The 25,538-nt window shown below is 56.7% G+C and carries 22 protein-coding genes; 15 read left to right on the forward strand and 7 right to left on the reverse strand.

What is annotated here, in order from left to right; all coding sequences use genetic code 11:
- Positions 1 to 18 precede the first annotated feature (18 nt).
- Entirely contained in the window at positions 19 to 1,557 is a 1,539-nt protein-coding gene (locus AAGR08_RS09315; protein ID WP_097097334.1) for a sugar ABC transporter ATP-binding protein, read from the reverse strand.
- Positions 1,554 to 2,207: a DUF2291 domain-containing protein gene (locus AAGR08_RS09320; protein ID WP_345829747.1), complete on the reverse strand. Its 654-nt coding sequence runs from the start codon at positions 2,205 to 2,207 to the stop codon at positions 1,554 to 1,556. Before AAGR08_RS09320 ends, AAGR08_RS09315 begins: the two co-directional genes overlap by 4 nt.
- A 424-nt stretch (positions 2,208 to 2,631) precedes the next feature.
- On the opposite strand from AAGR08_RS09320, the gene AAGR08_RS09325 reads away from it, so the two are divergent.
- From AAGR08_RS09325 to AAGR08_RS09340, 4 genes are read left to right on the forward strand one after another with little or no spacing between them, the layout of a single operon-like run.
- Positions 2,632 to 4,179 carry an FGGY-family carbohydrate kinase gene (locus AAGR08_RS09325; protein ID WP_345829749.1) on the forward strand — a complete coding sequence of 516 codons (1,548 nt, stop codon included), beginning with the start codon at positions 2,632 to 2,634 and terminating at the stop codon, positions 4,177 to 4,179.
- A gap of 10 nt (positions 4,180 to 4,189) precedes the next feature.
- Positions 4,190 to 5,716, forward strand: coding sequence for a glycerol-3-phosphate dehydrogenase (locus AAGR08_RS09330; protein WP_345829751.1), 1,527 nt, complete (start codon positions 4,190 to 4,192; stop codon positions 5,714 to 5,716).
- Positions 5,717 to 5,726: 10 nt separating this feature from the next.
- Positions 5,727 to 6,665: a TIM barrel protein gene (locus tag AAGR08_RS09335; protein WP_345829753.1), complete on the forward strand. Its 939-nt coding sequence runs from the start codon at positions 5,727 to 5,729 to the stop codon at positions 6,663 to 6,665.
- A 13-nt stretch (positions 6,666 to 6,678) separates the two neighbouring features.
- Positions 6,679 to 7,632, forward strand: coding sequence for a sugar-binding transcriptional regulator (locus AAGR08_RS09340; protein ID WP_345829754.1), 954 nt, complete (start codon positions 6,679 to 6,681; stop codon positions 7,630 to 7,632).
- Between the two features lie 221 nt (positions 7,633 to 7,853).
- Here AAGR08_RS09340 and AAGR08_RS09345 read toward each other — a convergent pair whose 3' ends face one another.
- Positions 7,854 to 8,597, reverse strand: coding sequence for a DNA-binding transcriptional regulator YciT (locus AAGR08_RS09345; protein ID WP_345829755.1), 744 nt, complete (start codon positions 8,595 to 8,597; stop codon positions 7,854 to 7,856).
- Between the two features lie 42 nt (positions 8,598 to 8,639).
- Positions 8,640 to 9,902: a DUF1479 domain-containing protein gene (locus AAGR08_RS09350; RefSeq protein WP_345829757.1), complete on the reverse strand. Its 1,263-nt coding sequence runs from the start codon at positions 9,900 to 9,902 to the stop codon at positions 8,640 to 8,642.
- 391 nt (positions 9,903 to 10,293) lie between these two features.
- Here AAGR08_RS09350 and AAGR08_RS09355 point away from each other — a divergent pair, with 391 nt between their 5' ends.
- The 10 genes from AAGR08_RS09355 to AAGR08_RS09400 all read left to right on the forward strand — a co-directional run bounded on the left by AAGR08_RS09355 (position 10,294) and on the right by AAGR08_RS09400 (position 20,432).
- Positions 10,294 to 11,322, forward strand: coding sequence for a substrate-binding domain-containing protein (locus tag AAGR08_RS09355; protein WP_097097344.1), 1,029 nt, complete (start codon positions 10,294 to 10,296; stop codon positions 11,320 to 11,322).
- Between the two features lie 10 nt (positions 11,323 to 11,332).
- A complete protein-coding gene (locus AAGR08_RS09360; protein ID WP_345829758.1) occupies positions 11,333 to 12,841 on the forward strand; it encodes a sugar ABC transporter ATP-binding protein in 1,509 nt (502 codons plus the stop codon).
- Positions 12,838 to 13,833, forward strand: coding sequence for an ABC transporter permease (locus AAGR08_RS09365; protein WP_345829760.1), 996 nt, complete (start codon positions 12,838 to 12,840; stop codon positions 13,831 to 13,833). The genes AAGR08_RS09360 and AAGR08_RS09365 overlap by 4 nt, the downstream gene beginning before the upstream one ends.
- A gap of 13 nt (positions 13,834 to 13,846) precedes the next feature.
- On the forward strand, positions 13,847 to 14,836 hold the full coding sequence (locus AAGR08_RS09370) for a sugar-binding transcriptional regulator (RefSeq protein WP_097097347.1): 990 nt from the start codon (positions 13,847 to 13,849) through the stop codon (positions 14,834 to 14,836).
- The gene (locus AAGR08_RS09375) at positions 14,829 to 16,583 is read left to right on the forward strand and encodes a glycerol-3-phosphate dehydrogenase/oxidase (RefSeq protein ID WP_345829762.1); all 1,755 of its coding nucleotides are present in this window, start codon (positions 14,829 to 14,831) and stop codon (positions 16,581 to 16,583) included. Before AAGR08_RS09370 ends, AAGR08_RS09375 begins: the two co-directional genes overlap by 8 nt.
- A complete protein-coding gene (locus AAGR08_RS09380; RefSeq protein WP_097097349.1) occupies positions 16,567 to 17,406 on the forward strand; it encodes an aldolase in 840 nt (279 codons plus the stop codon). The genes AAGR08_RS09375 and AAGR08_RS09380 overlap by 17 nt, the downstream gene beginning before the upstream one ends.
- A 60-nt stretch (positions 17,407 to 17,466) precedes the next feature.
- Positions 17,467 to 18,951: an FGGY-family carbohydrate kinase gene (locus AAGR08_RS09385; protein WP_345829763.1), complete on the forward strand. Its 1,485-nt coding sequence runs from the start codon at positions 17,467 to 17,469 to the stop codon at positions 18,949 to 18,951.
- Between the two features lie 65 nt (positions 18,952 to 19,016).
- Entirely contained in the window at positions 19,017 to 19,346 is a 330-nt protein-coding gene (locus tag AAGR08_RS09390; RefSeq protein ID WP_097097351.1) for a DHCW motif cupin fold protein, read from the forward strand.
- A gap of 103 nt (positions 19,347 to 19,449) precedes the next feature.
- A complete protein-coding gene (locus AAGR08_RS09395) occupies positions 19,450 to 19,932 on the forward strand; it encodes an antitoxin Xre/MbcA/ParS toxin-binding domain-containing protein (protein WP_345829766.1) in 483 nt (160 codons plus the stop codon).
- On the forward strand, positions 19,932 to 20,432 hold the full coding sequence (locus AAGR08_RS09400) for an RES family NAD+ phosphorylase (RefSeq protein WP_097097353.1): 501 nt from the start codon (positions 19,932 to 19,934) through the stop codon (positions 20,430 to 20,432). Before AAGR08_RS09395 ends, AAGR08_RS09400 begins: the two co-directional genes overlap by 1 nt.
- Before the next feature lie 29 nt (positions 20,433 to 20,461).
- Here the strand turns inward: AAGR08_RS09400 and AAGR08_RS09405 are convergent, their stop codons facing one another.
- Both AAGR08_RS09405 and AAGR08_RS09410 read right to left on the reverse strand, forming a co-directional pair.
- Positions 20,462 to 21,724 carry a phosphatase PAP2 family protein gene (locus AAGR08_RS09405; RefSeq protein WP_345829767.1) on the reverse strand — a complete coding sequence of 421 codons (1,263 nt, stop codon included), beginning with the start codon at positions 21,722 to 21,724 and terminating at the stop codon, positions 20,462 to 20,464.
- 75 nt (positions 21,725 to 21,799) lie between these two features.
- Positions 21,800 to 22,039, reverse strand: coding sequence for a hypothetical protein (locus tag AAGR08_RS09410; RefSeq protein ID WP_097097355.1), 240 nt, complete (start codon positions 22,037 to 22,039; stop codon positions 21,800 to 21,802).
- A gap of 248 nt (positions 22,040 to 22,287) precedes the next feature.
- Between AAGR08_RS09410 and hpxO the strand changes: the two genes are divergently transcribed.
- On the forward strand, positions 22,288 to 23,445 hold the full coding sequence (gene hpxO, locus AAGR08_RS09415) for an FAD-dependent urate hydroxylase HpxO (protein ID WP_345829768.1): 1,158 nt from the start codon (positions 22,288 to 22,290) through the stop codon (positions 23,443 to 23,445).
- Positions 23,446 to 23,482: 37 nt separating this feature from the next.
- Here the strand turns inward: hpxO and dcp are convergent, their stop codons facing one another.
- Positions 23,483 to 25,534, reverse strand: a complete 2,052-nt coding sequence (gene dcp / locus AAGR08_RS09420; protein ID WP_345829769.1) for a peptidyl-dipeptidase Dcp — start codon at positions 25,532 to 25,534, stop codon at positions 23,483 to 23,485.
- Positions 25,535 to 25,538 lie beyond the last annotated feature (4 nt).

Here is a 25,538-nt window from a genome sequence, read left to right on the forward strand (position 1 = left end):
TTTGCTCCGTTTTTCATGTCATGCCACCAGAGACTCGCCTGAAGCGGCCATAATGCGTTCTTTACTCACGTTTGCGTCGAAGATGGCGGAAATGCGCCCTTTGCTCATCACCACGATCCGATGCGCAATACTCAAACACTCACCCACTTCCGACGTGGTATACACCACCGCCAGCCCCTTTTTGGCACTCTCGGCCAGCAGGCGAAACACCTCGGCTTTGGCGCCGATATCGATGCCGCGACTCGGTTCATCCAGCAAAATCACTTTGGGACGCGTGGCGAGCATTTTGCCAATCACCACTTTTTGTTGATTGCCGCCAGAGAGCGAGCCAATCGCCGCTTCGCCACCGGATGTTTTCACCGTCACGTTACGAATACTGTCGTTAACCAGCTGTTTTTCACGGCTTCTGGAGAGCATCAGGCCGCGTACAAACTCACTGATACTGGCGAGTGACAGGTTTTCGCCCACCGACATGGTTTGCACCAGGCCATCGCGCTGCCGGTCTTCCGGCACCAGCGCCAGCCCAATTTGAATGCGTTGTGAAATGGTCAGCGCAGAGACATCGGTGTCCTGCAGCAGAATGTGGCCGCTGTTTTGGTGCAGTCGCCCGGCGATACACTCCAGCAGCTCGGTGCGTCCGGCGCCCATCAGGCCGTAAATACAGACGATCTCCCCGGCTTTCACCGCCAGCGACAGGTTATCCACCAGCCGAATGCCGGTTTTGCTTTTCAGCGTGAGATCGTTAACGGTTAATGCTGGCAGACCGAACTCATAGCCTGTGGGCGGCGATCCCAGATCAAAGTGATCGCCCACCATATTGCGCACGATCCATTCGAGATCGATCTCATCGCGTTTGGCGTAGGCCGTCATTACGCCGTCACGCAATACCACCGCGCGATCGGTAATCTCCAGCGCCTCTTCCAGATGATGGGAGATATAAACAATCGCCACGCCCTGACTGGTTAAATCGCGTATCACCTGAAATAACACGGCGACTTCTGCCGCGCTGAGCGCTGAGGTGGGCTCATCCATGATTAGAATCTGTGAATTTACCGATAGAGCACGAGCGATTTCGACGATCTGCTGCTGGCCGAGACGCAGGTTCTCTACCGGCGTCAGGGGATCAATCTCCTCTTCCAGCGCGGCCATCAGGTGCGCCGTGACGCGCGCCTCTTCGGCGTAATCCACGCCGCCCGGCTTCATGATTTCGCGCCCCATAAAGATGTTGTCGCGCACGTTCATATTCGGTGCGAGATTCAGTTCCTGATGGATAATTGAGATGCCGCAGTCTCGCGCTTCCGTAGCGGATCGAAATACTTTCTCCTCGCCGTTTAACAGAATTTCCCCGGTAGTTGGCGTCACTACGCCCGACAAAATTTTCATCAGCGTCGATTTACCCGCGCCGTTTTCACCAAATAGCGTGGTCACTTCGCCACGACGAATTTCGAAATTGACGCCCTTCAGCGCGTGCGTTGATCCGTAGACTTTGCTGATATTGCGCGCCTGTAGGATCACTTCACCTTTCAGCAAGGCAGGATTAACGTTGAACGGTTTCATTTCACCTCCATGCTAACCGGCGTCACCATCCAGTTCTTCGCGTTCAGCAGGCGGAATACGCCGACCACCTGCACGGTTTTGCCCGGTAGCGCATCGCGATCCAGCTTGTCGAGGACCGCCGTTTTCATCGCGCGATTGATCGCCGAACCGGCGTTTTGGTACTCAATCTGGTTGATAAAATCGCCGAACTGAATTTTGCCGTTGGCGTCACGCAGATCGGTGCCGGTTATCGCCGGGCCGGTTTGCAGTCGCACCTGCGTTCCTTCCGGCAATCCGGCAACCTGTAGCGGGAAGATGCCCATCTGACCCGCTTGCACCACGCCTTCCAGTTTCACCGCGAACACCGGCAGCGGCGTGCCCACGCCATATTTCCGCACCGCGTCCTGCTGATTCGCCTGCAGCGCGTCCGCCAGCGTTTTGGCCTCAACCGCACGAGATTCGACGTCGTGCTGGATGGTCGGGAAGGTTTTCTGGCCGTAGCTATCCGCTGCGAACCCTTGTTCCTGCGCATCATCCGCGGAGCCGATTTTGACCACTTTAGTATCCAGCGCCATCGCGGCGATGACGGCGACGACCACCAGCGCAATCGCCGCATAGCGCCTGGTACGCTTACGGGAGATCTGTTTCGCAAGTATTGAGACATCGGACATAACGTGACCTCTCACGGTTATCAGCTGCGATAATCGCGCCGATAATGTTATAAATGTGATAACTTGTGTGATGAGAATTGAGCTGATGTGACTAAATTGTCAACAGGTACGCCGCAATTTTTTCAGGAGAGCGATCTGGATCGCTTAATTGATGTCGGACGCGTCACAAACCGCATTAACAGCGCAATACAAGCATTTATCCCAAGGTTGCTCATCGCTTTGCCAGCGGTTTTAGCATCATTTTCGTGATCGACTTCGCTATCCCTACTGAAATTTATTTGTTTTAAAGAAAAATAATACAGAAGATATGTTATCTCAGTGAGAAGTGGTGTAAGACATTATTTAGCAAAATCATCACAGGCTGTTAACACAGCGGGCGACTGTAATGCGTCGGGTGATCACTCTTCTTCTCTCGGAGGTGTACGTGGATAGTGGCGATATCATTCTGGGTCTGGATTCCGGCACCTCGGTGGTTAAAGCGGTGGCATTTGATCTGGAAGGCACGCAGCTGGCATGCGCATCAGTGCGTAACAGTTATTACCGCAGTGAAGGCGGCGCGGCGCAGCAATCGATGACGCAAACCTGGCAAGATGCGGTGACGGCGATACGTAAATTAGGCGAGCGCGTCGACAATCTGGCCGCGCGCGTAGTGGCAGTGGCCGTCACTGCCCAGGGAGACGGTAGCTGGCTGGTGGGGGCGAATAATCAGCCGGTCGGCGATGCGTGGATCTGGCTGGATGCCCGTGCGGCTCCCACAGTAGAAAAACTCAATCAGCATCCCTTAGCGGCTCAGCGCTTCAACGCCACGGGCACCGGACTCAACACCTGCCAGCAGGGCGCGCAGCTCGCGCACATGGACCAGTTCTATCCCGAACTGCTGGCGCAAAGCGAAGTCGTGCTGCACTGCAAAGATTGGCTCTACCTGAACCTCACCGGCATACGCGCCACCGACCCCTCAGAAGCGAGTTTTACCTTCGGCAACTTCCGCCATCAGCGCTACGACGATCGGGTCATTGCCGCACTGGGCCTTGAGCATCGTCGCCATCTGCTGCCCGAGATCATTGAGGGTACGCAAACGACTCATCCTCTCACCGCCGACGCCGCGCAGGCTACCGGTTTGCGCGCTGGCACGCCTATCTGCCTCGGCTATGTCGATATGGCGATGACCGCGCTGGGTGCTGGCGTGCATACCGGAGAAGCTAATACCGCCTGCTCGATTGTTGGCTCAACCGGCGTGCACCTGCGCAGCGTGACCATTGATGAGGTGTGGCTGAATCCGGCGCAAACCGGTTACGTTATTCCGCTGCCGTGGCCGGGCTATGTCACGCAGGTGCAAACCAATATGGCATCCACGCTCAATCTCGACTGGCTGTTAAACCTCGCCAGTGACCTGCTCAGCAGCTTTGGTTGTGAAATCGATCATGCCCGTTTGGTCGGCCATATCGATCGCTGGCTCAACGACGCGAAGCCCGGCACCCTGCTCTATCACCCTTACATCTCCATCGCCGGTGAACGCGGGCCGTTTGTCAATGCCGAGGCGCGCGCCAGCTTTACCGGCCTGAGCTACACCCACAATTTTGGCGATTTGGTGCGTGCGGTGATCGAAGGCATCGGCATGGCGGCGCGCGATTGCTATCTGGCGATGGGCAGCCTGCCGGGCGAAATTCGTTTAACCGGCGGGGCCGTGCGCTCGCAGCCGTTACGCCAGATTCTCTCAGCCTGCCTTGGTGCGCCAGTGCGTATCAGCCAGCGCGATGAAGCCGGTGCGGCCGGTGCCGCGATGATGGCGGCGGTCGCGATTGGTGCTTATCCATCAATGGAGAGCTGCGTTAAAACCTGGGTCATGCCGCTGCTGGATGCACCCGAAGCGCCATCTACCGATCTGATGCAGCGCTATCACCCGCTTTTCGCCACCTATCAACAGATGCGTAACGATCTTCCTGCCGCCTGGCATGCGCTTAAACAGTTTTAAGGAGTAAATCATGAGTGAACACATGCTGGATCTGTTTGTGATTGGCGGCGGCATTAACGGCGCAGGCATTGCGCGCGACGCCGCCGGGCGCGGGTTATCGGTGATGATGTGTGAAAAAGATGACCTCGCCCAGGGCACGTCATCGCGCTCCGGCAAGCTGGTGCACGGCGGTTTGCGCTATCTGGAATATTATGAGTTTCGTCTGGTGCGTGAAGCGCTTATCGAGCGTGAAGTGTTGCTTAATGCGGCACCGCACATTATTTGGCCGATGCGTTTTGTTCTGCCCCACAGCCCGAGCGATCGCCCGGCGTGGCTGGTGCGATTGGGGCTGTTTCTCTATGACCACCTTGGGGGCCGCAAAAAATTACCGGGCACCCGTTCACTGGATTTAAGCCGCGATCCTGAGGGCGCGGCGCTGCTGGATAGCTATCACAAAGGATTCGAATACTCCGATTGCTGGGTCGATGACGCGCGACTGGTGACGCTGAATGCGCTGGATGCCGCCGAACGGGGAGCCACCATTCTGCCGCGCACCCGCTGCGTGGCAGCCACGCGCCATAGCGGCAAATGGGAAATCACCTTGCAGGATGCCAGCGGTGCGTCACGCACTGTGTTTGCCAAAGTGCTGGTAAATGCGGCAGGCCCGTGGGTGCTGGATATCGTCAATCAGGTGACGCACACCAAAAGCAATCGCAACGTGCGCCTGGTAAAAGGCTCGCACATTATTGTGCCGAAATTCTGGGAAGGTCAGCAGGCTTATCTGGTGCAAAACACGGATAAGCGCGTGATCTTTATTAACCCGTATGAAGGCGATAACGCGCTGATCGGCACCACCGATATTGCGTGGGAAGGCAAAGCGGAAGCGGTCACGGTCGATGATAGCGAGCAGCAATACTTGATCGATGTGGTTAATCGCTATTTTAAGGTGAAACTGCGCGCCAACGACGTGATAACGCGCTTTTCCGGCGTGCGTCCGCTGTTTGATGACGGCAAAGGCAATCCCTCTGCCGTCACGCGAGACTATGTTTTCGACCTCGACGATCGGCAAAACGCCCCGCTGCTGCACGTATTTGGCGGTAAAATCACCACCTTCCGTAAGCTCGCTGAGCACGCCATGCAAAAACTGGCGCCCTACTTCCCGAACATGGGTGCCGACTGGACGCGCGCCGCCACCTTACCGGGCGGCGATATGCCGCACGCCGATTTCGAGACGTTTTTAGAGCAGGTTAAATCACGCTGGCCGTGGCTGCCTCAGCCGCTGCGGAAACACTACGCGCGTCTGTACGGCACACGTATGGACAAGCTTATCGATCACGCCAATGCGTTGGGCGATCTGGGACGTCATTTCGGTGGGCAGCTGTATGAAGCTGAGGTGCGCTATCTGGTGGAATACGAATGGGCGCAGCAGGCAGACGATGTGCTCTGGCGCCGCACCAAGCATAAGCTGCATCTCGATGAGGCGCAGCAGCAGGCTTTCACGCAGTGGTTCAACGCCACCTATGCTGCCCCCGCACCGCTGCGTGCGCACGCCGGATAAGAGGTGAACCATGCCGTTAACGCTGTCACTCAATACCAACCCGCTGGTGAACCGCTTTGCCGATCCCCAGGATTTGATTCACACCGTGGCGCAGCAGATCCGCATTCGTGACGTGCAGCTGACCCACGAATTTATCAATCCCAGCTGGCCCGCTGCCACCATAAACCGCATGACGCGGCGCATGCAGCAGGCGCTGCGCGCAACCGGCGTGCGCATCACGTCGGGTATGACCGGACCTTATGGCCGCCTCAACCATTTTGGCCATCCTGACGTTGCGGTACGCCGTTACTACGTAGACTGGTTCAAAACCTTTGCCGACATTACCGCGGAACTGGGCGGTGCTGCAGTGGGTTCGCAGTTTGCCATTTTTACCCAGCAAGATTTCAACGATACGACGCGCCGCGCCGCGTTAATCGACATTGCCATTGATTGCTGGGCTGAGGTGGCCGAACACGCAAAATCCGCCGGGTTAACATACCTGTTCTGGGAACCGATGAGCGTGGGCCGCGAATTCGGTGAAACCATCCCGGCCTGTTTAGACCTGCAGCAGCGGCTGAGCCAGGCAGCAATGGCCGTACCGATGTGGATGATGGCGGATATCGATCACGGTGATGTTACCTCTGCCGATCCGCGCGACTTCGATCCTTACGCGTGGGCGGAAGCGGTGCCGCGCTACTCGCCGATTATCCACATCAAGCAGAGCATGCTGGATAAAGGCGGCCACAGACCGTTTACATTGCAGTACAATGCCGGCGGCCGCATTCAGCCCCAGCCGCTGCTGGACGCGCTGGCGCGTGGGGGAGCGCAGGATAATGAGATCTGTCTGGAGCTGAGCTTTAAAGAACGCGAGCCGACAGATAGCAACGTGGTCAATGAGATTGCCGAGAGCGTCGCCTTCTGGGCCGGGCATATCGATACCGGCGTGCAGGATCTGCATTTGTCTAACTAACAGGACGTAAACCATGAAACCGGCTCCAACCTCTACTGAACGCGACGAATCTCTGGCGCTGCGCGCCGCCTGGCTGCACTACGTTGGCGGTTTGACGCAGGCCGAAGTCGCGAAACGGCTTGGGCTGCCGTCGGTTAAAACGCACCGCATGATTGCGCGCGTGGTGGCGGAAGGCGCGGTAAAGGTATCCATTGATGGCGATATCGTGGCCTGCGTGGCGTTAGAAGATCGACTGCGCGCAAAGTTCGGCTTGAACTTTTGCCAGGTCGCGCCCGATCTCGGTGAAGAGGGATTGCCGGTGCGCGCATTGGGTATGGCGGGCGCGGACTATCTGCGCAATCTCCTGGCTTCATCGCCCTCCACCACGCTAGGTCTTGGGCATGGTCGCACCCTTTCCGCTGCCATCCACCAGCTGCCACGCATCGATGCGCCACACATGCGTTTTGTCTCGCTGCTTGGCTGTTTGACGCGTAACTACGCGCTGAATCCGCACGATGTTATGCATCGCATCGCGGAGAAAACCGGTGCACAAGCCTACATGATGCCGGTACCGTTTTTTGCTAATACCCAGGAAGATCGTGACGTCCTGCTGGCGCAGCGTGGCGTGAGTGAGGTGTTTGCCATGGCGGCGCAGAGCGAAGTCAAACTGGTGGGGATTGGCACGGTGGAACCGGCGGCGCAGCTGGTTGAGGCCGGTATGATTGATGAAGCAGAGATCAACGACATCTCCTCATCTGGCGCGGTTGGTGAATTACTCGGGCATTTCTTTGACGCTAACGGGCAGATGATTAACACCAATCTGACGTCGCGCACCTTGTCGGTGGAACTGGATCTGGCACATCGCGCAGAGATTGTGGCACTGGCAGGCGGCGTCAGCAAAGTGGAAGCGATCCGCGCGGTGCTGGCCAGCGGGCTGGTAACCGGTTTGATTACCGATGAAGTAACGGCGCAGGCGTTGGTAGGTTAACGGGATGGGGCGACATGGATGGCGTAGTGACGATCAGTTAAGCGCCGAATCAAATCACCGCACCTTCCGTAGCGGCGCGATTTATCGCGCAATGAATTGCGCCGCTACAATGTGTGCTCGCGGTCATCAGGGTTAACTGACAACCATTACGCCATCAATGGCGCCCTTACGTTTATTTTGCGAGGTTTCGTAGGGTACGCATTCATGCGTACCTGCTTCTACTACGAGACTAAATTCAGATCAACACCCTGCGCACGCAGCGTCTTTTGATAGGCGGCATCCAGTCCGTCATCGGTGATAAGCGTTTGAAACGGCTGTGTGGGGGCCAGCGCAAACGAATGAATCTGGCCAAACTTCGATGAATCGGTCAGCGCGATGGTGTGGGTGGGTTTTTCCATAATGGCATTCACCACGTCACAGCGCAGCATGTCGCGACTGGTAAAACCGGTCACCGCATCCCAGCCATCAATGCCGATAAAGGCTTTATGAAAATTAAGATGCTGAATGCATAAGCGCGTCAGCGGCCCCACCACCGATTCGCTGCTTTTTTGAAAAAGACCGCCGAGGATAATCACATCGCCGCCCTTTTCGCGCAGCAATCCGGCGATGTAATGACTCACGGTAATGATCGTGATATCGCTGCGATCGCTCAGTTCGCGTGCCAGCAACGCATTGGTGCTACCCCCTTCGATAAACACCGTTTCCCCGCTGTTCACCAACGACGCCGCATATTCCGCCAGCCGTTTTTTCACGGCAAAGCGGGTTTGCATGCGCGCACCAATGTCATCGCTCTCTGGCGCCACGGCAGAGCCGTGCACGCGGCGCAAAAAGCCGCCTTTCTCCAATAGATTGAGATCCTGACGCACGGTCACTTCCGAAACGCCGGTGGTTTGCGCCAGTTCAGTTACGCTGACGCTACCGCGCTCGCTAACCAATTGAATAATTTGCTGATGACGTGCGTTCATAACACCCGCTGCCGAAAGATTTTTGCCAAGCTTACCAGAAATTCAGTCCAATCCCAGACTGCGGCGACCGTTGGCATTCAGCGCCTCAGGCGTGAAACGGTTGCGCCAGTGTGTTTCGTAATCTTCTGGCGGGAAATCGCCCGGCGACGCACCGCTGGACAGCGCCTGCGCGACGTTGCTGGCATAAGCCGCATTTTTCTCACACAGCGGCGCGGCAGGAATGTACATCACATTGCCCCAACCTTGCTGATTTTCAACCGGTGCGACCGAATGGATCACATCACAGTGCCACCACACCGAATCGCCCGCCTGCAGCGCCGGAATCGAACATAAACCCTCAATCAGCTCGGGATGCCACTGCGCAGATACCGGCAGCACCTTGCCCGGCGCGACGCCGCACAGCTCATCTTCTGGTACATCATTCAGCAGCGGACGCAACAGCAAATAGGCCATCGCTTCCGGCACCGGCACCACATGCAGCAAACCTTGCCCAAGTTGCATATCCGATAGTGCCGTCCAGCCCTGGAAGGTACGGAATGCCGAGCACTTGGTGGTGGTGCCAGATTGATATTCATTCACTTCCGTGCGGTGCGCCGCATCCCACGGATCGTATTGATCAAACTGGTTGGTGAAGATTTTGCTGAACACCTGCTGATAAGCCGGCAGCAACCACCGCTCCAGCGCGCCGGAATCGGTATGCGCGCCGAGCCCTTTTGAGGTGGTGCCCGGTAAACGGCGGCGAATGCGGTCGGGATAGATAATGCTGACGTCCGGCTCAAACCAGCGCATACCGCGCGACTCAAACTTCCATAGGCGATTGAGGAAGGACTGCGTCTGCGCCATGGCTTCACTTTGGCGCGCAGACATTTGCGCATCGCTCCAGTAAATCGGATAGATTTCCGGGCGTGAGGCCTCAAGATTTCCGAAGAAGTTATCGCCTGGCCCTGTATAGACATTATCGAAATCATTGTCGTCGAGGTACTTGAGCATTGATTCATCCCACGCCAATGCCTGATCGCGCGCGAAAGTTTGTTTCACCACCACGCAGCCGCGCCGACGAATATGATCCTTCACTGCCTCGCTGATGCGTCCGGCAGCGATGTCCTGCTGAGTGACTTGTGGCCATGCCGATCCGTTTTGGGCTTCTTCGGCGCGGGCGGCGGCAATTTCGTTAACGATTTTGCTTCTGACTTGTTCAAACAGCCCTTCCACATCGCCAATCTGCTCTCTCAGCGCTTTTTTCATCAGGCGGACGTTCTGTTTGAAATCATCAGGTTGCTGTAAAGACGTGAAGGTTGTGTTCATGAGGTGCTCCGATTTGATTGCCTAAAATCTTCATTCGAAATAAATTACACTTCATTCATAACTAATGAAGAACAATTAACAATCACGCAACCTTATAATTGGGATATTTGTCACACATAAAGCTGATGACAGGTTTCATATGAAAGCATGAGCACACCAACGACGATCAACGCCGCTTGCACCCAGCCTAAGAGTGCAATTAGTGAACGCACTCACAACTACGAAACAATTCGTTAACCATAAATTGATCTTTTTCGCGCCAGCTTTTATACCTTGTGAAAATTATTTCATGCATGAGAAATAATTTTCACGATTAACCCCGGCTCGTTTTTCCGCGTTTTGTTGTCACGGCTGAGCCATACACATTCAGCGTCAGTTCCGGGGAAAAAACATGAAAAAAATCACCGCACTTCTCGCGAGTTTATTGCTGGCGGGCAGTTTCACCAGCACCGTAAGCGCCGCCGATGACGCGCCGCAATTTCGCTGTAAGCCCGGCGAAACCTATTATATGAACGTGATGGTAACCGGCGTGGAATACTGGTTCCCGGTCTATGAAATGTTCAAACAGGCGGCGCACCAGCTGGGCTGCAAAACCGTTTACGGCGGCACGCCAGCCTATGATGTTAACCAACAGCTCTCCAGCTTTGAGCAAATCCTGGCGCAAAAACCCGCCGGTATCTTTCTTCATCCGATGAATCCCGATCCGTTTATTGAACCAATTAATCGCGCCGCTGAAATGGGCATTCCGGTAGTGACCTTCGCCGCCGATTCTCCCAACAGCAAACGCGTCGCTTACATCACCTCGGACAACTTCCGTGAAGGCAAAGCCGCTGCCGATGAGCTTGGCAAAGCGATGGGTAAAGGCGCAGAGTTTGCCGTACTGGAAAACCCGGGGCAGGATAATCACGATCGTCGCGTCACCGCTTTTATCAACGAAATGAAAGCCGCCTTCCCGGATAGCAAACTGGTGGCGCGCGCCGCCACCAATCAGGATCCTTCAAAGGCGTATAACGCAGTGCTCTCAATGCTGCAGGCCAACCCTAACCTCAAAGGCATCTTCATGCCGGAAGCCAGCTCGGCGATCGGTGCCGCGCAGGCGGTGGCAGAAAATGGCGGCAAAGTAAAAGTGATGACCGTCGATGTTAACGCCAAGGTGCTGGATATGATTAAAAGCGGCCAGGTGTTTGGCGCCATCAATCCGAATCAGGGCATTCAGGGTTATATGGGCTTTATGACCTTATTCCTCGCCGCTCATCCGGAACTGATCGATCCCATGAACGATGCCAAACGCAACGGCACCAATCCTTTCGCCTTCCCCATCCTCGATAACGGCTATGCGGTGGTGACAAAAGACAATGCCGACGATTTCCGCTGGGATGCCTATCTGAAACGCCGTGGTACCAAAGGCATCAACGAGTAAGGTGACGATCATGACGGCACTTCTTGAATTGCGAGGCATCAGTAAAAGCTTTGGCGCGGTGCGGGCGTTACAGGGCGTAGATCTCACTCTGCGCGCCGGTGAAATCCATGCGCTGGCAGGCGAAAACGGCGCAGGCAAATCGACGTTGATGAATATTATCGATGGCATTCTGCGCCCGGATAGCGGTGAGGTGTTACTTGATGGCAAGCCTATCACCCTGCGCTCGCCGCGCGAGGCACAGCAGCTCGGTATAGGTTTAGTGCATCAGGAAATTGCGCTGTGCCCGGATATCAGCGTGTATGAAAACATCTGGATGGCGCACGCCGCCAGCCAGCGTGGCGTGCTGATGCCACATAAAGCGCTGCGTGAGAAAGCACAGACGGTGATGAACCGCTTGGCGCCGATCGCCGTGACCCGCAAGGTGGGCGAACTCTCACTGTCGCAGCAGCAGCTGGTGGAGATTGCCAAGGCGCTGACGCTGGATTGTCGCCTGCTGATTCTGGATGAACCGACTGCCGCACTGACCGAACCGGAAGCCCAGACGTTGTTTACCATTGTGCGTCAGCTACAGGCGCAAGGGATTGCGGTGGTGTATATCAGCCATCGCATGGCGGAAATTTTTGCGCTGTGTCAGCACATCACTATTTTGCGTGATGGCCGCACCGTGCACAGCGCGCCGCTGCGCAGCATGACGCCCGATGAAGTGATTACGCGCCTGGTAGGACGTGAGCTTTCACAGCTTTACCCCAATAAACGCCCGGTTAGCGCCGTGTCGCCGCTGTTGCAGGTGCGCGATCTCGGTGATGGCAAACACTTCCACGCTATTCATTTTGATCTGCGACCCGGTGAAATCCTCGGTATCGGCGGTTTAATGGGCGCGGGACGCAGTGAAATCGCGCAAGGGATTTGCGGTTTATTGCCGATTAAACGCGGCGCGATCCGCATTAAAGGCGAGGCGGTGACGCTGCGCAATTACGCGGCCAGCATTGCACAGCGCATGGTTTATTTATCTGAGGATCGCAAAGACGCCGGGTTGTTTCTATCGATGCCAATCGACTGGAATATTTCGGCACTGGATCTCCACGCCGTGAGTCATCATCGCCTGCTGCTGAGCCCGGGCCGCGAGCGCCAGCAAGCAGAAGCGCTGGCACAGCAGGTGAAACTGAAGCATGGCAAATTGAGCGATCCGGTGTCATCGCTGTCGGGCGGCAATCAGCAAAAAGTCGCGCTAGCCCGCGTGCTGTCGGTACAGCCGGAAATTGTCTTTCTTGACGAACCCACGCGCGGCGTGGACGTCAGCGCCAAGGCGGAAATCTACAGCATTCTCGCCAAACTGGCGGCAAACGGCGTGGGTTTAGTGGTGATTTCGTCGGAGTTGCCCGAGTTAATTGGCCTGTGCGATCGCATCATTGTGATTCATGAAGGGCGTATTAGCGGTGAAGTCACCGGTGATGCCATGACAGAAGAAAATCTGATGCGGCTCGCCGCCGGCATCAATCCTGAAGCGGAGGCCGTATGACCATGAATACCACCCTGCCCACCTTGCAAAAATCGCGCTGGTCGCTGTTCGGCGGCATACACAAGCAGCGCGAAGTGGGGCTGATCGTGATCATCGCGCTGATCTTCGTGGTGATGAGCTTTACCTCGCCCTACTTCCTCACCTGGGCCAACATGAAGGCGATGCTGCTGTCGTTTTCGATTGAAGGCATCGTGGTGATCGGCATGACCATTTTACTGATTGTCGGCGGTATCGATCTTTCAGTTGGCGCGGTGGTTTGTCTTTCCATGGTGGTGGCCGGGCAGCTGTTCCTGAGCGGCATGGATCCCTGGCTGGCGAGTTTGGCAGGCATTGGCGCGGCGGCGTTGGTGGGCTTACTCATGGGACTAACGGTAACCAAAATCGGCCTCAGCCATTTTATCGCCTCGCTGGCAGCGATGGTGATTGTGCGCGGCCTGTGCATGATCGTCACCCAGGGCACACCGCTGTCGCTGTTTACTCTGCCGGTGAATTTCAAGTTTATCGGCCAGGGCGCTATCTGGGGCATTCCCTTTGTCATCGTGCTGTTTTTTGTCCTGGTGGCGCTGTTCGACGTGCTGCTGCGTAAAGCAACCCTTTTCCGCAAAGTGTTTTATACCGGCAGCAACGAACGTGCCGCCGCCTACTCCGGCCTTAACATCAATCGCATCAAACTGTGGGTCACGGTGCTGACCTCAACGCTGGCTGGGCTGGCGGGCATTATCTACATGGCGCGTCTCGGCTCTGCTACCCCGACGTTTGGCGTGGGTATGGAGCTGAATGTGATTGCGGCGGCGGTGATTGGCGGTGCGAGTCTGAAAGGCGGCACCGGTTCGATTCTTGGCGCGGTGCTCGGTGTGGCGCTGTTGTCGATTGTTACCAGCTCGCTGATTTTGATTAACGTCTCCGTTTACTGGCAGGAGTTGATTAAAGGCTTGATCCTGCTGACCGCGGTGTCTATTGACCATTTGCTGAATAAATACCGAGCTGCATAAGGAATTATCGCCCATGGAATTCACTAGCGAACATCCCGCGTTTCACAGCGCACGTCAGATTTACCAGGTACTGGTGATGTATTACCTCGACGGCAAAAAGCAGTCGGATATTGCGGTTGAGACTGGTCTGTCTGTGGCTAGCGTCAATCGGCTGATTCGCCAGGGCAAAGAGAGCGGCATGGTGGAGATCACCATCAAATCGCCGTGGCTTTCAGCGCACCAGCTGGAGAGCGATCTGGCCGCTCTCGGCCAGCTGCAACAGGTGGTGGTCGCACCGAATGTGGCGCGCAGCGAGGATCAGAGCCTGCAAATGGTTGGCGCTGCGGCGGCAGAATATCTGCTCTCGCGCCTCAAAGATGGCGATGTGATTGCTATTACCGGCGGGAAAGGCGTTAGCGCGTTGGTTGATGCCTTACAGCCCACGCGTAAATACGATGTGCAGGTGGTGCCCGCCCTGGGCTGCGTACAAGGCAAGCATTACACCGATGTTAATCACGTGGCATCGGAAATGGCGGCGCGTCTCGGCGGACACGCCTGGCAGATTCATGCCCCGCTGTTTACCGATTCCGCCGAAGAACGCGACATGCTGATGGGCATCAGCGCCGTCGAGAATGTGCTGGATAAAGCACGCAACGCCACGTTGGCCGTGGTTGGCCTTGGATCGATTCATAGCGACAGCTCCAGCTACTATGACCTCAACCTGGCGGCGCGTCATGCCTCGGCGAGTATTGAAACCAGCGGCGCGCGCAGTGAACTGCTAGCCTGGCTGCTGGATGCTCGCGGTCAGCCTGCGCCGTTTGACGCCAACCGTCGGCTGGTCGCACTTACCTTGCCCGAGCTGCAGCGTATTCCATTCTCAATGGCGGTAGTCGCCGGACGGGACAAAGTGGATCCCATCCGCTGCGCGCTGCATGGTCAGTGGCTGAAAAGCATGGTCACGGATGAATCCACTGCGGCAGGCGTACTGGAACTGGACCTGAGCCGAGGAGTCACTCATGGATAATATTCAAACGCGCGAGCAGCGCCTGAACCTTTTACGCCAGCGCTCGTCCACCCCGGTGTTGATCGTCGGCGGTGGCATCAACGGCATCAGCACCTTTCGTGAACTGGCCTTGCAAGGTATTCCGGCGATTCTGGTGGAGAAAGGCGACTGGTGCCAGGCCGCCAGCGGCGCGCTCTCGCGCATGATCCACGGTGGATTGCGTTATCTGGAAACCGGTGAGTTCACGTTAGTGAAAGAGTCGGTCACCGAGCGCGATCGCCTGTTAAAAAACGCCTCGCATTATGTATTCCCTTTACGTACGACGGTGCCAATCGACAATCTCGCTGGCGGGCTGGTCAATGCGACGCGGCGCTTTCTACGCCTGAGCGATAAGCCCACGCGGCGCGGCGCGCTGCTGATTAAAACAGGCCTCAGCCTCTACGATATCTACACCCGCCAGTATGGCTCAATGCCGAAGCATCAGGTGCGCAGTGAAGCGGCCACGCGCGATCGCTGGCCGGGATTTGCGCCCTGGGTGAAGTACAGCGCCAGCTACTATGATGCGTGGATCAGCGCGCCGGAACGGCTGGGGTTTGAACTCATAGACGACGCGCAACAGGCGTGTCCGGAAGCGCTGGCGCTCAACTATCTGCAGCTGGTGAGCGCCGAGGGCGAAACCGTTATTCTGCAGGATGCGTTAAGTGGCGAGCGCTTTAGCCTGCAACCGCACGTGCTGGTGAATGCCGGAGGGGCGTGGATCGACCAGCTCAACCAGCGCATCTCTTCTCGCGACGACCTGCCAAAAATGATTGGCGGTACCAAAGGATCGCATCTGATCCTCAATCATCCCGAACTGCTGCATATGCTGGATGGCGAAATGGTCTACTTCGAAAATCAGGAAGGCCGCGTCTGCATCATGTTCCCGTGGTTCGGCAAGGTGCTGGTGGGTTCCACCGATATTCGCGTTGACGATCCCGATGCGGTGGTGTGCGAAGAGGATGAAAAAGTGTATATCCTGGAATCCCTGCGCTTCGTCTTTCCCCACATCGACGTGCCCGATGCCGCTATCGTCTATACCTTCTGCGGCGTGCGTCCGCTGCCGGCCAGCGATGCCAAACTCAACGGCCAGATTTCACGTAACCACTCATTGGTGATGCTGCCACCCGATGCCAATCGGGCGTGGAGCACACTGTGTTTAGTCGGCGGCAAATGGACCACATTTCGTCAGTTTGGTGAAGAGGCAGCCGATCGCGTGCTGCGCCTGCTCGGCGAAAAACGCCATCTTTCCAGCGGCGATGTGCCGATTGGCGGCGGACGCGATTTCCCTCCGCCTTCAGGGCAAACCGCGTGGCTGGCGCAGCTGGCGCAGCGTTATGCTGCGCCGCTGCCGCGCGTAATGCAGCTGGCAAAACGTTATGGCAGCCGCGCCGTGCCGCTGCTGGCGCTGATTCAGCAGCAAGGCGAACACCCGCTGCAGCATCACGCGGCGTACAGCGATATCGAACTACGCTATCTGATTGAGCATGAACAGGTGTGCCAGCTGGAAGATCTGCTGGTGCGCCGCACCTCGCTGGCGATCTGCGGTGAACTGACCGCGCCGCTGGTGCAGGAGATTGCCCAGATCATGGCGACCACGCTGGGCTGGAGCGACACCGAACGCGCGCAGCAGCTGCAACGTGGCTGTGACAATCTGGCGCGTTTACACGGCCTCACCGGTCTTTATCCCACGGTTTTTCAGGAGGAAACACGACATGTTAGTAACCAATAAAGTGCGCATGCATCGCCTGTTTCAGCACGGTAAATGTCTGGATGTGGCGATCGATCACGGCATCGCCAACGAGCCGGATTTTCTCATTGGGCTGGAGAACATCGCAGCGGTAATGGATAACCTGATTACCGCGCAGCCGGATGCGATTCAGGTGAATTACGGTCAGGCCGATCTGCTGCAGCGCGTCGCCGGGCGCAAACCGGCGCTGGTGATGCGCACCGATGTCGGCAACGCCTACAACGCCGCGCGACACCGTGAAATGTGGGCGGTGCTGCACAATCCCGATGAACCAATTCTCGCCGCGCTGCAGCTGGACGCCGCTGCGGTGGTGGTGAATCTCTATCTGATCCCCGATGAGCCGGGCATTTTCCGCATGTGCGTCGAGAATATTGGTCGTCTGCGCCAGGCGTGCGATCGCTATGGCATGCCGCTGATGATTGAACCGCTGGTGATGGCGCCCGCCGGACAAGGCGCGGCGTATGGATCCCTTGGCGATGTGGAGAAGATTGTGCCGCTGGTGCGGCTGGCGCGTGAGTTAGGTGCGGATATCATCAAAGCCGATCCCACCGAGCACGTGGAAGATTTTCATCGCGTGGTCGAAGCGGCGCGCTGCCCCACGCTGGTACGCGGTGGCGGCAAAGGCGAGCTGGCGGGCGTGCTCGCAAAAAGCGCCGCGCTAATGGCGCAGGGGGCTAGCGGCATGGTGTATGGCCGCAACGTTTATCAGCATGACAACCCTTCTCGCGTGGTGAAAGCGCTGATGGCGATTATTCATCAGGGCGCCAGCGGCCCCGACGCATTGGAAATTTATCAGCAGGGTTAAGCCTTACCTGCACCGGCGCTTAAGCGGTGCGCCGTCTTCGCTTGTAGAACGGAGTCGGATATGAAGATAGTGGGTATTGATGCCGGAAACACCATGATCAAAGCGGTGCTGTTTGATCTCTGCGGCCGCGTATTGTCGGTGGCCGAGTGCGCAGGAGAAACCCAGCGCCCGCAGGAAGGTTACGCCGAACGGCCGGTGGCGGATATTTGGCACGGCGTCAGCGATGCCGTAAGCCGCTGTTTGCACCAGGCGGGCACGCCGGCGAGTGATGTGATTGCGGTGGGCGCGGCCGGCCACGGCAACGGCTTGTACGCACTGGATAAACAGCAGCAGCCGCTGTTTGGCATTCAATCCATCGATCATCGCGCCAGTGAAACGGTGCAGGCGCTGGAGGCGAGCGGCGCGGATCGGCGCATTTACCAAATTTCACTGCAAAAACCCTGGCCTGCGGCGACGCCGGTGTTAATCAGCTGGATTAAGCAGCACCAGCCCGAACGCTGGGCGCAGGTGGGACATTTACTCTGCGCCAAAGACGTTATCGCCCATTTTCTCAGTGGCGCCATCAGCGCAGATTATTCGGATGCCGCCGGTGCCGGCCTGATTGATTATCGCCAACGGGGTTACAGCCAGGAGTTACTGGCGCTGTACGGCATTGAAGACGCCTTCACCCTGTTACCCGTGCTGCGGGAATCCTGCGAGGTAGTCGGCCATGTTACCCCACGAGCGGCTCAGCTCACCGGCTTACCGGCGGGCATTCCGGTGGTTGCCGGGATTTTTGATGTGGTGGCCAGCGCCATTGGTTCCGGCGTGGTTAACAGCGGCGAAGCCTCGATTGTCGCGGGGACCTGGAGCATCAATCAAGTGGTGGTGGATAAACCTGATTATCTGCGCCCGGTGTTTATGAACTCGATCATCGAAACCGATCGCTATATGGCGATTGAAGCCAGCGCCACCTCGGCGGCTAACCTCGACTGGTTCCTGCGCGAATTTGACGATGGCCGCGGCGGCCAGGGCGCGGCGCGCAGCAGCGACACGGTAGCCCATGTACAACCTAATGCACAGCTGCCGCTCTATCATCCTTATCTCTACTCCGGGCGCAAATCGGAACCGGCGAAAGCCGGATTTTACGGTCTTGGCGGCTGGCACACGCGTGCCGATATGCTGTTTGCGCTATTTGAAGGCGTGACCTTTGCGCATCGCGCGCATATCGATCGGTTACGCGCGGCCGGTATTCCCTTTACCCAAGCGATTTTGTCCGGCGGCGCAGCGCGCAGCTGCGTCTGGCCGCAGATGTTTGCTGATGTATTAGGCATTCCTATTCGCGTGGCCGAGTGTAAAGAGACCGGTGCGCTAGGCGCGGCATTGTGTGCCGGTGTGGGCGTTGGCGCGTGGCGTAACCTCTCCGAGGCGGTGCAGCAGGCGGTGCAGATCAATCCAGGCGAACTGCTGCCGCGTGCGGAGCGTTTTGCGTTCCATGACTCGCGTTACCGGGTGTTTAAAAAACTCGAACTGGCGATGCGCGAGATGTGGCAGGAAGCCAGTTGATTTTACTGGCTAATGGGCCCGCTGGCTGCTAATCATGGATGCCTCAACCTCATCAGGGTATCCGCATGCAAATCAATCAGCTTCCTTTTGGCATCACTACATGGGACCACATCGCGCCTGAAACGCATCCCGGCGAACAGGGTTTTGCGCTGTGGCGCACCCAGCGCTTCGGTGATATTCGCGTTCGCATGGTGGAGTATTCAGCGGGGTATCTGGCAGATCACTGGTGCAGTAAAGGACATATTTTGCTGTGCCTGCAAGGTGAAATGGTGACCGAGCTGGATGATGGACGCACCTTCACCTTAACCGCTGGCGTCAGTTACCAGGTTGCGGACAATGCGGAAGCACATCGCTCCTCAACAACGCTGGGCGCAACGTTATTTATTGTTGATTAACCGCCATTTGTTTTTACGCACGGACAAAAAATGACAACCTCTGCGTAGTGTTGTACACTTGAACTATCAAAATGTTCAAATGAACATTACACAGGAGGTTGTTATGACAACTGCATCCCCATTCAATCATGGCAATGCCGCACGCGTCTTCGATCCTACGCTGATGCAGCATGCGCATAAATCCTTCATGGACCAAATGGGATTGCCGCGTAATCCGCTCAAAGCGCACCAGCTGATCACCGAAGGATTGGACGTTGGCATCGTTGAGCGCGCTGCTACGGTGCTCAAAGCGACACCGCTGGACGTCGCGCAAATGGTCTCAATCGATCGCAATACCTATCGTCGTCGCGAGAAAGCCGGTTCACAGCTATCCGTGGAGCAAGGCGCACGTGTTTATCAGGTCTTCGAAATTCTGGATGCCGTGCTGCAATTATTTGGTGGTGACGTTGACGCCGCGATGCACTGGATGTATCAACCTGCGTTAGCACTGGATGATGCAGTGCCCATGGAGATGCTGAGCACGCCCGCGGGCTGTGATGCGGTGTTAACGCTGATTGGCCGTCTGGAACACGGAGTAATTGTGTAATGACGCAACGGAAGGAACCGGATGCTCCCTACCGCCTGTTTTATCGTTTAGTGAAAGAAGAGTACGCCAGCGATGCCTTTAGCGGCGCTGGCGCAGAAAAATGGGGCGGTCGCTGGAATCCGCCCGGTATTAAAACGGTTTATCTCAGCAGCTCAAAGGCGCTCGCCACGCTGGAACTGGTGGTGCATACGGGTAAAGCCATGCTGGAGAAAAGTCGCTTTGTGATCTTTACCGTGCCGGTTCCAGAAAGCGAAATTATGGCGCTGGACAGCAGCAAGCTGCCCAGCGACTGGCATAAATATCAGCAGCAGGAAGAGACGCAGGCGATTGGCGCGGCCTTTCTCAATCTGGAGAGTGAATTGCCTTTGCTGCTGACGGTGCCGAGCATTCTGACCGGTGAAGACAATGCCATTTTGCATCCCGATCATCCCGCCGCTGCCGCCCTTTTCGCCCAGGCCACTTCAGCGCCCTTCACGCTTGACCGGCGGATTAAGGAGTGATGCCGCGCGCAGGAATGGCGATCAACATATTAGCGCTGCGGTCTGGCCAACGCATATGCCGCCGTTAAATCCAGACGTTGCCAGAACGACTGCTCGGCGTTATTACCCGACAACGGATAACCGTTAGGTAATGCACTTTTCACCATCAGGCCGCGAATCTGCGCATCAGAAAGCTGCGGCAGCGCCGCCTTCAACAAGATCTCCGCGCCCTGCGGTACCTTAACCGGCGTATTTTTTACCGCGGCTTTCGGCAGGTTATAACTCATGGTGAAGCGATAGAACGGCAGCATAGCTGGCGAGCGATACGGATCGTTTTTGCCCTCACTGCGTGCACACTCTGCAAGCGTAGTACCACACTCTTTCTCCAATGCGGCTCGCAGCTGATCGCGCGCTTCACTGAACAGCGCCTGATAACGCGTATCGTTGAGGTAATTTGCCACGTTACGCTGCGCCACCATGCGAGAACCCATCACATCCAACGGATAATGCACGCCTAACACCACACGCGAATAACCGTACCGCGCTCCTCGTGTCACCAGCGCTTCAAAACGCTCCGGTACCATTTCGGCCAACAACAAGGCGTCGGTGTAACCGGTATTGGTGTGGCCACTTGGGAAGGAGCCGCCGTCGGCGGTATAACGTACATTGTCTTTCACTACCACATCGTCTGGCACCAGATGAATGCTGTTGCCCTCATGTAGAAAAGGTCGTGGGTAATTAAAGTGTTTCTTCGCCGCGCTGGTGCTGACTTCGCTAGCTTTAATCAGGGCTGCCGCTTTGCCGATTTCACCTTTGTCGTAAGCCGTGAGGAACGCTTTGCCAAGGCGCGGACCGAGCGCATCGGAGAGGAAATAGAGATAGCTAATCGCTTCCGCATCGGCCAGAGCCTGATGACGGACGTTTTGCGTGGCGTTCAGGTTGATGCTGCTGACGGTGGCGCGGCTGGCATCCAGTACGCTGCTGGGCAGTGCGCTAAAGCCGGAAAGCAACGCTATGCCCGCCTGCTGATTCTCTTTGCTTTTGAAGTCGTAACCGCTGTTTTTTAGCCACTGCGTGTCGGCCTGTTTCGCTGTCTGCCTGGCCTTTTCCAGCTGTTCACGCGTTAAGGCACTGGCATTGCCTTGCAGCGCCTGCCGTTCAGCCTGCAGTGATTGCTGTTCAAGTTGGGAGTAGCCGGGCGTGGAACCGGTAGACGTTAGATCGGCCAGCGCAGCAGCGTCGGGCAGTGAAACCGCATACGCCCGCTGTGCCAGCAGTAGAACCGTTGCAATCAGTGTGAAGCGGGTTTTCATTATTTTCCCCTGTTATCAAAATATTACCTTGCCGGGGAAACACGCTAGCACCCTGTTGTGACAGATTTATTTCACTTAACGACACTGACTGGAACAGTTTTGTACGCAAATTTGTGCCAGCGAGCCGCAGCCGCCTCCGTTGTCGTTCTTGCACTGCGATTGCTGCACGTAGCAGTTTTGCTGACACGCCGACACATCGCACTTCGCGGCAATTGGCGTTAGCTGCACTACCGGCGCTTTTCTCTCCGGCTGCCATTGCGGTTGCGCCAGCACGCTAGCGCTGAATAGCAGCGTAAAAGCCATTATCCACTTCATGAGTAAGTCCTCGCAGAAAGGTTCTATCAGTATGGCTGTTCCCAGGCCAATTACCATGCTGAAACCTTTGATTCACAAAAATGCGCAGCTTGCCCTGATAAGGTGCACCAGGCCGTTCCCTTACCGTGCAGCACGCCGAGATAAACACTGAATTATCATTTATAAATCAGAATGATATCGATAATTTTCTCCATAAACATAACTGGTACAAAAGTTGCAATCTCTAAGGCATAGCAAAGGAGATAAATATGAAAGCGATTGTCATTGGTGCGGGCATTGGTGGAATGAGTGCCGCTATTGCGCTGGAGAAAGCGGGTTTTGAGACAACGGTGTTTGAAGCAGTGAAAGAGATGAAACCGGTGGGCGCGGCAATCTCTATCTGGCCAAACGGCGTTAAATGCCTCAATGCATTAGGTATGAAAGCGTCGCTGCGCGTACTGGGCGGCAACATGGCGTTTATGGCCTACAACGATGCTTACAGCGGCCATACGCTCACCCGCTTCAGCATGACGCCGCTGGTGCAACAGGTTGGTGAATATCCTTACCCGGTGGCACGCGCCGAATTACAGGCAATGCTAATCGACACCTACGGTCGTTCGCGTATCAGCTTCGGCAAGCGCGTGACCCAGGTTGAGCAAACCGAGCAAGGCGTCACCGCCTGGTTTGATGATGGCAGCCAGGCCGAGGGCGATTTCCTGATTGCCGCTGACGGTGCGCATTCAGTGATCCGTCACTATGTGTTGGGCGAGAGCGTGGAGCGGCGTTATGCCGGCTACGTTAACTGGAACGGTCTGGTGACCATTGATGAAACCATCGCGCCTGCCGATCAGTGGACCACTTTTGTTGGGGAAGGTAAACGCGTGTCGCTGATGCCGGTTAGCGGCAATCGCTTCTACTTTTTCTTCGATGTCCCCCTGCCGAAAGGCTTACCGGAAGATCGTTCCACGCTGAAAAACGATCTTAAAGGCTACTTCAGCGGCTGGGCCGATCCGGTGCAACGCTTGATTGAAAGCCTCAATCCACAAACCACTAATCGGGTAGAAATTCACGATATCGAACCCTTCAGCCGTTTCGTCAAAGGTCGCGTGGCCTTGCTGGGCGATGCAGCGCACAGCACCACGCCGGATATCGGGCAAGGTGGCTGCGCGGCAATGGAAGATGCGGTGGTGCTGGCGCAGACGCTGGCAGCGCATTCGCTGGGGATTGAGGATGCGCTGCTACGCTACGAAGCACGGCGCGTGGATCGCACCAAAGATCTGGTCCTTAAGGCGCGCAAGCGCTGCGATGTGACGCATGCGAAAGATACTGAAGTGACCGCGGCGTGGTACGCGGATTTGAAAAACGAAACCGGCGAGCGCGTGCTGGCCGGAATGATCGAAACCATTGAAGGCGGGCCGTTCGGGTGAACCGGGTCGCCATGAATGGCGACCCTACAAACAATCGTTACGCGTCCTCCAGACCACGGTTTTTCAGCATCGGGCCGATCTCCGGCTCTCTGCCGCGCCAGGCCAGCCACAGATGCTGCAGGTCGGTGCTATTGCCGCGCGACAGAATATGGTCGCGGAACTGCTGGCCGTTTTCGCGTGTTAATCCACCTCGTTCAACAAAGGCCTGATAGCCATCATCGGCCAGCATCTGCGTCCAGATATAGGCGTAATAACCGGCCGCATAACCGCCGCCCCAAATGTGACGGAAATAGCTGGAACGATAACGCGGCGGAACCGCCGCCAGCGCGATGTTTTCCGCCGCCAGCGCTTGTAGTTCAAAGTGACTCACGTCCTGCGGATTATCTTGGGTCGTGAGCGAATGCCACTGCAAATCCAGCAGCGCCGCGGCCAGCAGCTCGGTCATGTCATAGCCTTTGTTGAACTTCGCGGCGCGCACCATCTTGTCACGCAATTCGCCAGGCATCGCCTCGCCGCTTTGGTAGTGACGCGCATAGTTAGCAAACACCGCTTCGTTGCTGGCCCAATGCTCGTTGATCTGCGACGGGAACTCGACAAAATCGCGCGGCGTGGCGGTGCCGGACAGGCTCGGATAACGCTGGTTCGCAAATAAACCGTGCAGCGCGTGACCAAATTCATGGAACAGCGTAATCACTTCGTCCCAGCTCAGCAGCGCCGGCTGGCCAGCCTGCGGCTTGGTGTAGTTGCAGACGTTGTAGATCACCGGCTTGCTGCCGAGCAGCGTGCTTTGGTCGACAAAATTGCTCATCCACGCGCCGCCGCTCTTGTTATCGCGCTTGAAGAAATCGGTGTAGAACAGCGCTAGCGGTGTATCGTCGGCATCGAAAATCTCATACACGTTGACGTCGGGATGATAAACCGGCAGATCGTGACGCTGGCTAAAACGGATACCAAACAGCTGGCTGGCGGACCAAAACACGCCCTTCTCCAGCACGTTGTTCAGCTCGAAATAAGGGCGGATTTGGCTCTCGTCCAGCGCGTATTTATCTTTGCGTACCTGCTCGGCATAGAAATTCCAGTCCCAGACGCGCAGCGGGAAACGGTGATGCGCTTGCTCAATGGCTCGCTGGATATCAGCGGCTTCGCGTTCTGCGCGTGCGCGCGCGGCAGGCACAATGTTACGCATAAAGGCAAACGCGGCATCTGGCGTTTTTGCCATCTGATCCTGCATGCTCCATTCGGCATAGGTTTTGAATCCGAGCAAGCTCGCCTGCTGAGCACGTAGCTGCGCCATGCGCAACACGATGGCGCGCGTGTCGTTATCATCGCCCTGCTCGCTGCGCGTTAGTGCCTGCTGGAACAACGCTTCACGCGTGGCGCGTACCTCCAGCGATTGTAAGGCCGGTTGCTGGGTGGTGTTTTGCAGGGCGATCAGCCATTCACCGTGTAAACCGCGCGCTTCGGCGGCGGCTTTGGCGTGCGCCAGATCTTCTTCACTTAATCCTGCCAACGCCCGCACATCGCTTACCACATAGGCGCCCGCTTTGGTGGCGGCTAAGAGCTTGTTGCCAAAGCGCGTGCTGAGGCTCGCCAGTTCCTGATTGCAGGCGCGCAGTTGGGTTTTATCGGCTTCGCTCAGACTGGCGCCCGCCAGCTGGAAATGCTGCCAGGTGACTTCCACCAGACGCATGGCTTCAGCGTCCGGGCACTGCGAACCGCGCTGTTGATACACGCTATCGAGGCGGGCAAACAGCTGGCTGTTGAGGCAGATTTCATCGTTCAGCGCGGTGAGCTGCGGCGTAATCTGTTCGTCGATTTCCTGCAGACGATCGCTGGTATTGGCAGAGGTCATCGCGCCAAACACCAGATTGACGCGTTTTAACAGCTGACCGCTGCGCTCCAGCGCCTCATAGGTGTTGGCAAAGTCTGGCGCATCCGGATTGTTGGCGATCGCCGCCACTTCGCGGCGTTTTTCTGCAATGCCCGCTTCTAGCGCAGGCAGAAAATCGTCTTCCTGAATCTGATCAAAGGGTGGCGTTTGATACGGCAAACGGCTGGCGGTGAAAAACGGATTGGCTCGTGAAGTCATTATC

Origin of the sequence: Pantoea sp. BRR-3P (genome assembly GCF_039621635.1) — a bacterium.
GTDB classification, from domain to species: domain Bacteria; phylum Pseudomonadota; class Gammaproteobacteria; order Enterobacterales; family Enterobacteriaceae; genus Pantoea; species Pantoea floridensis.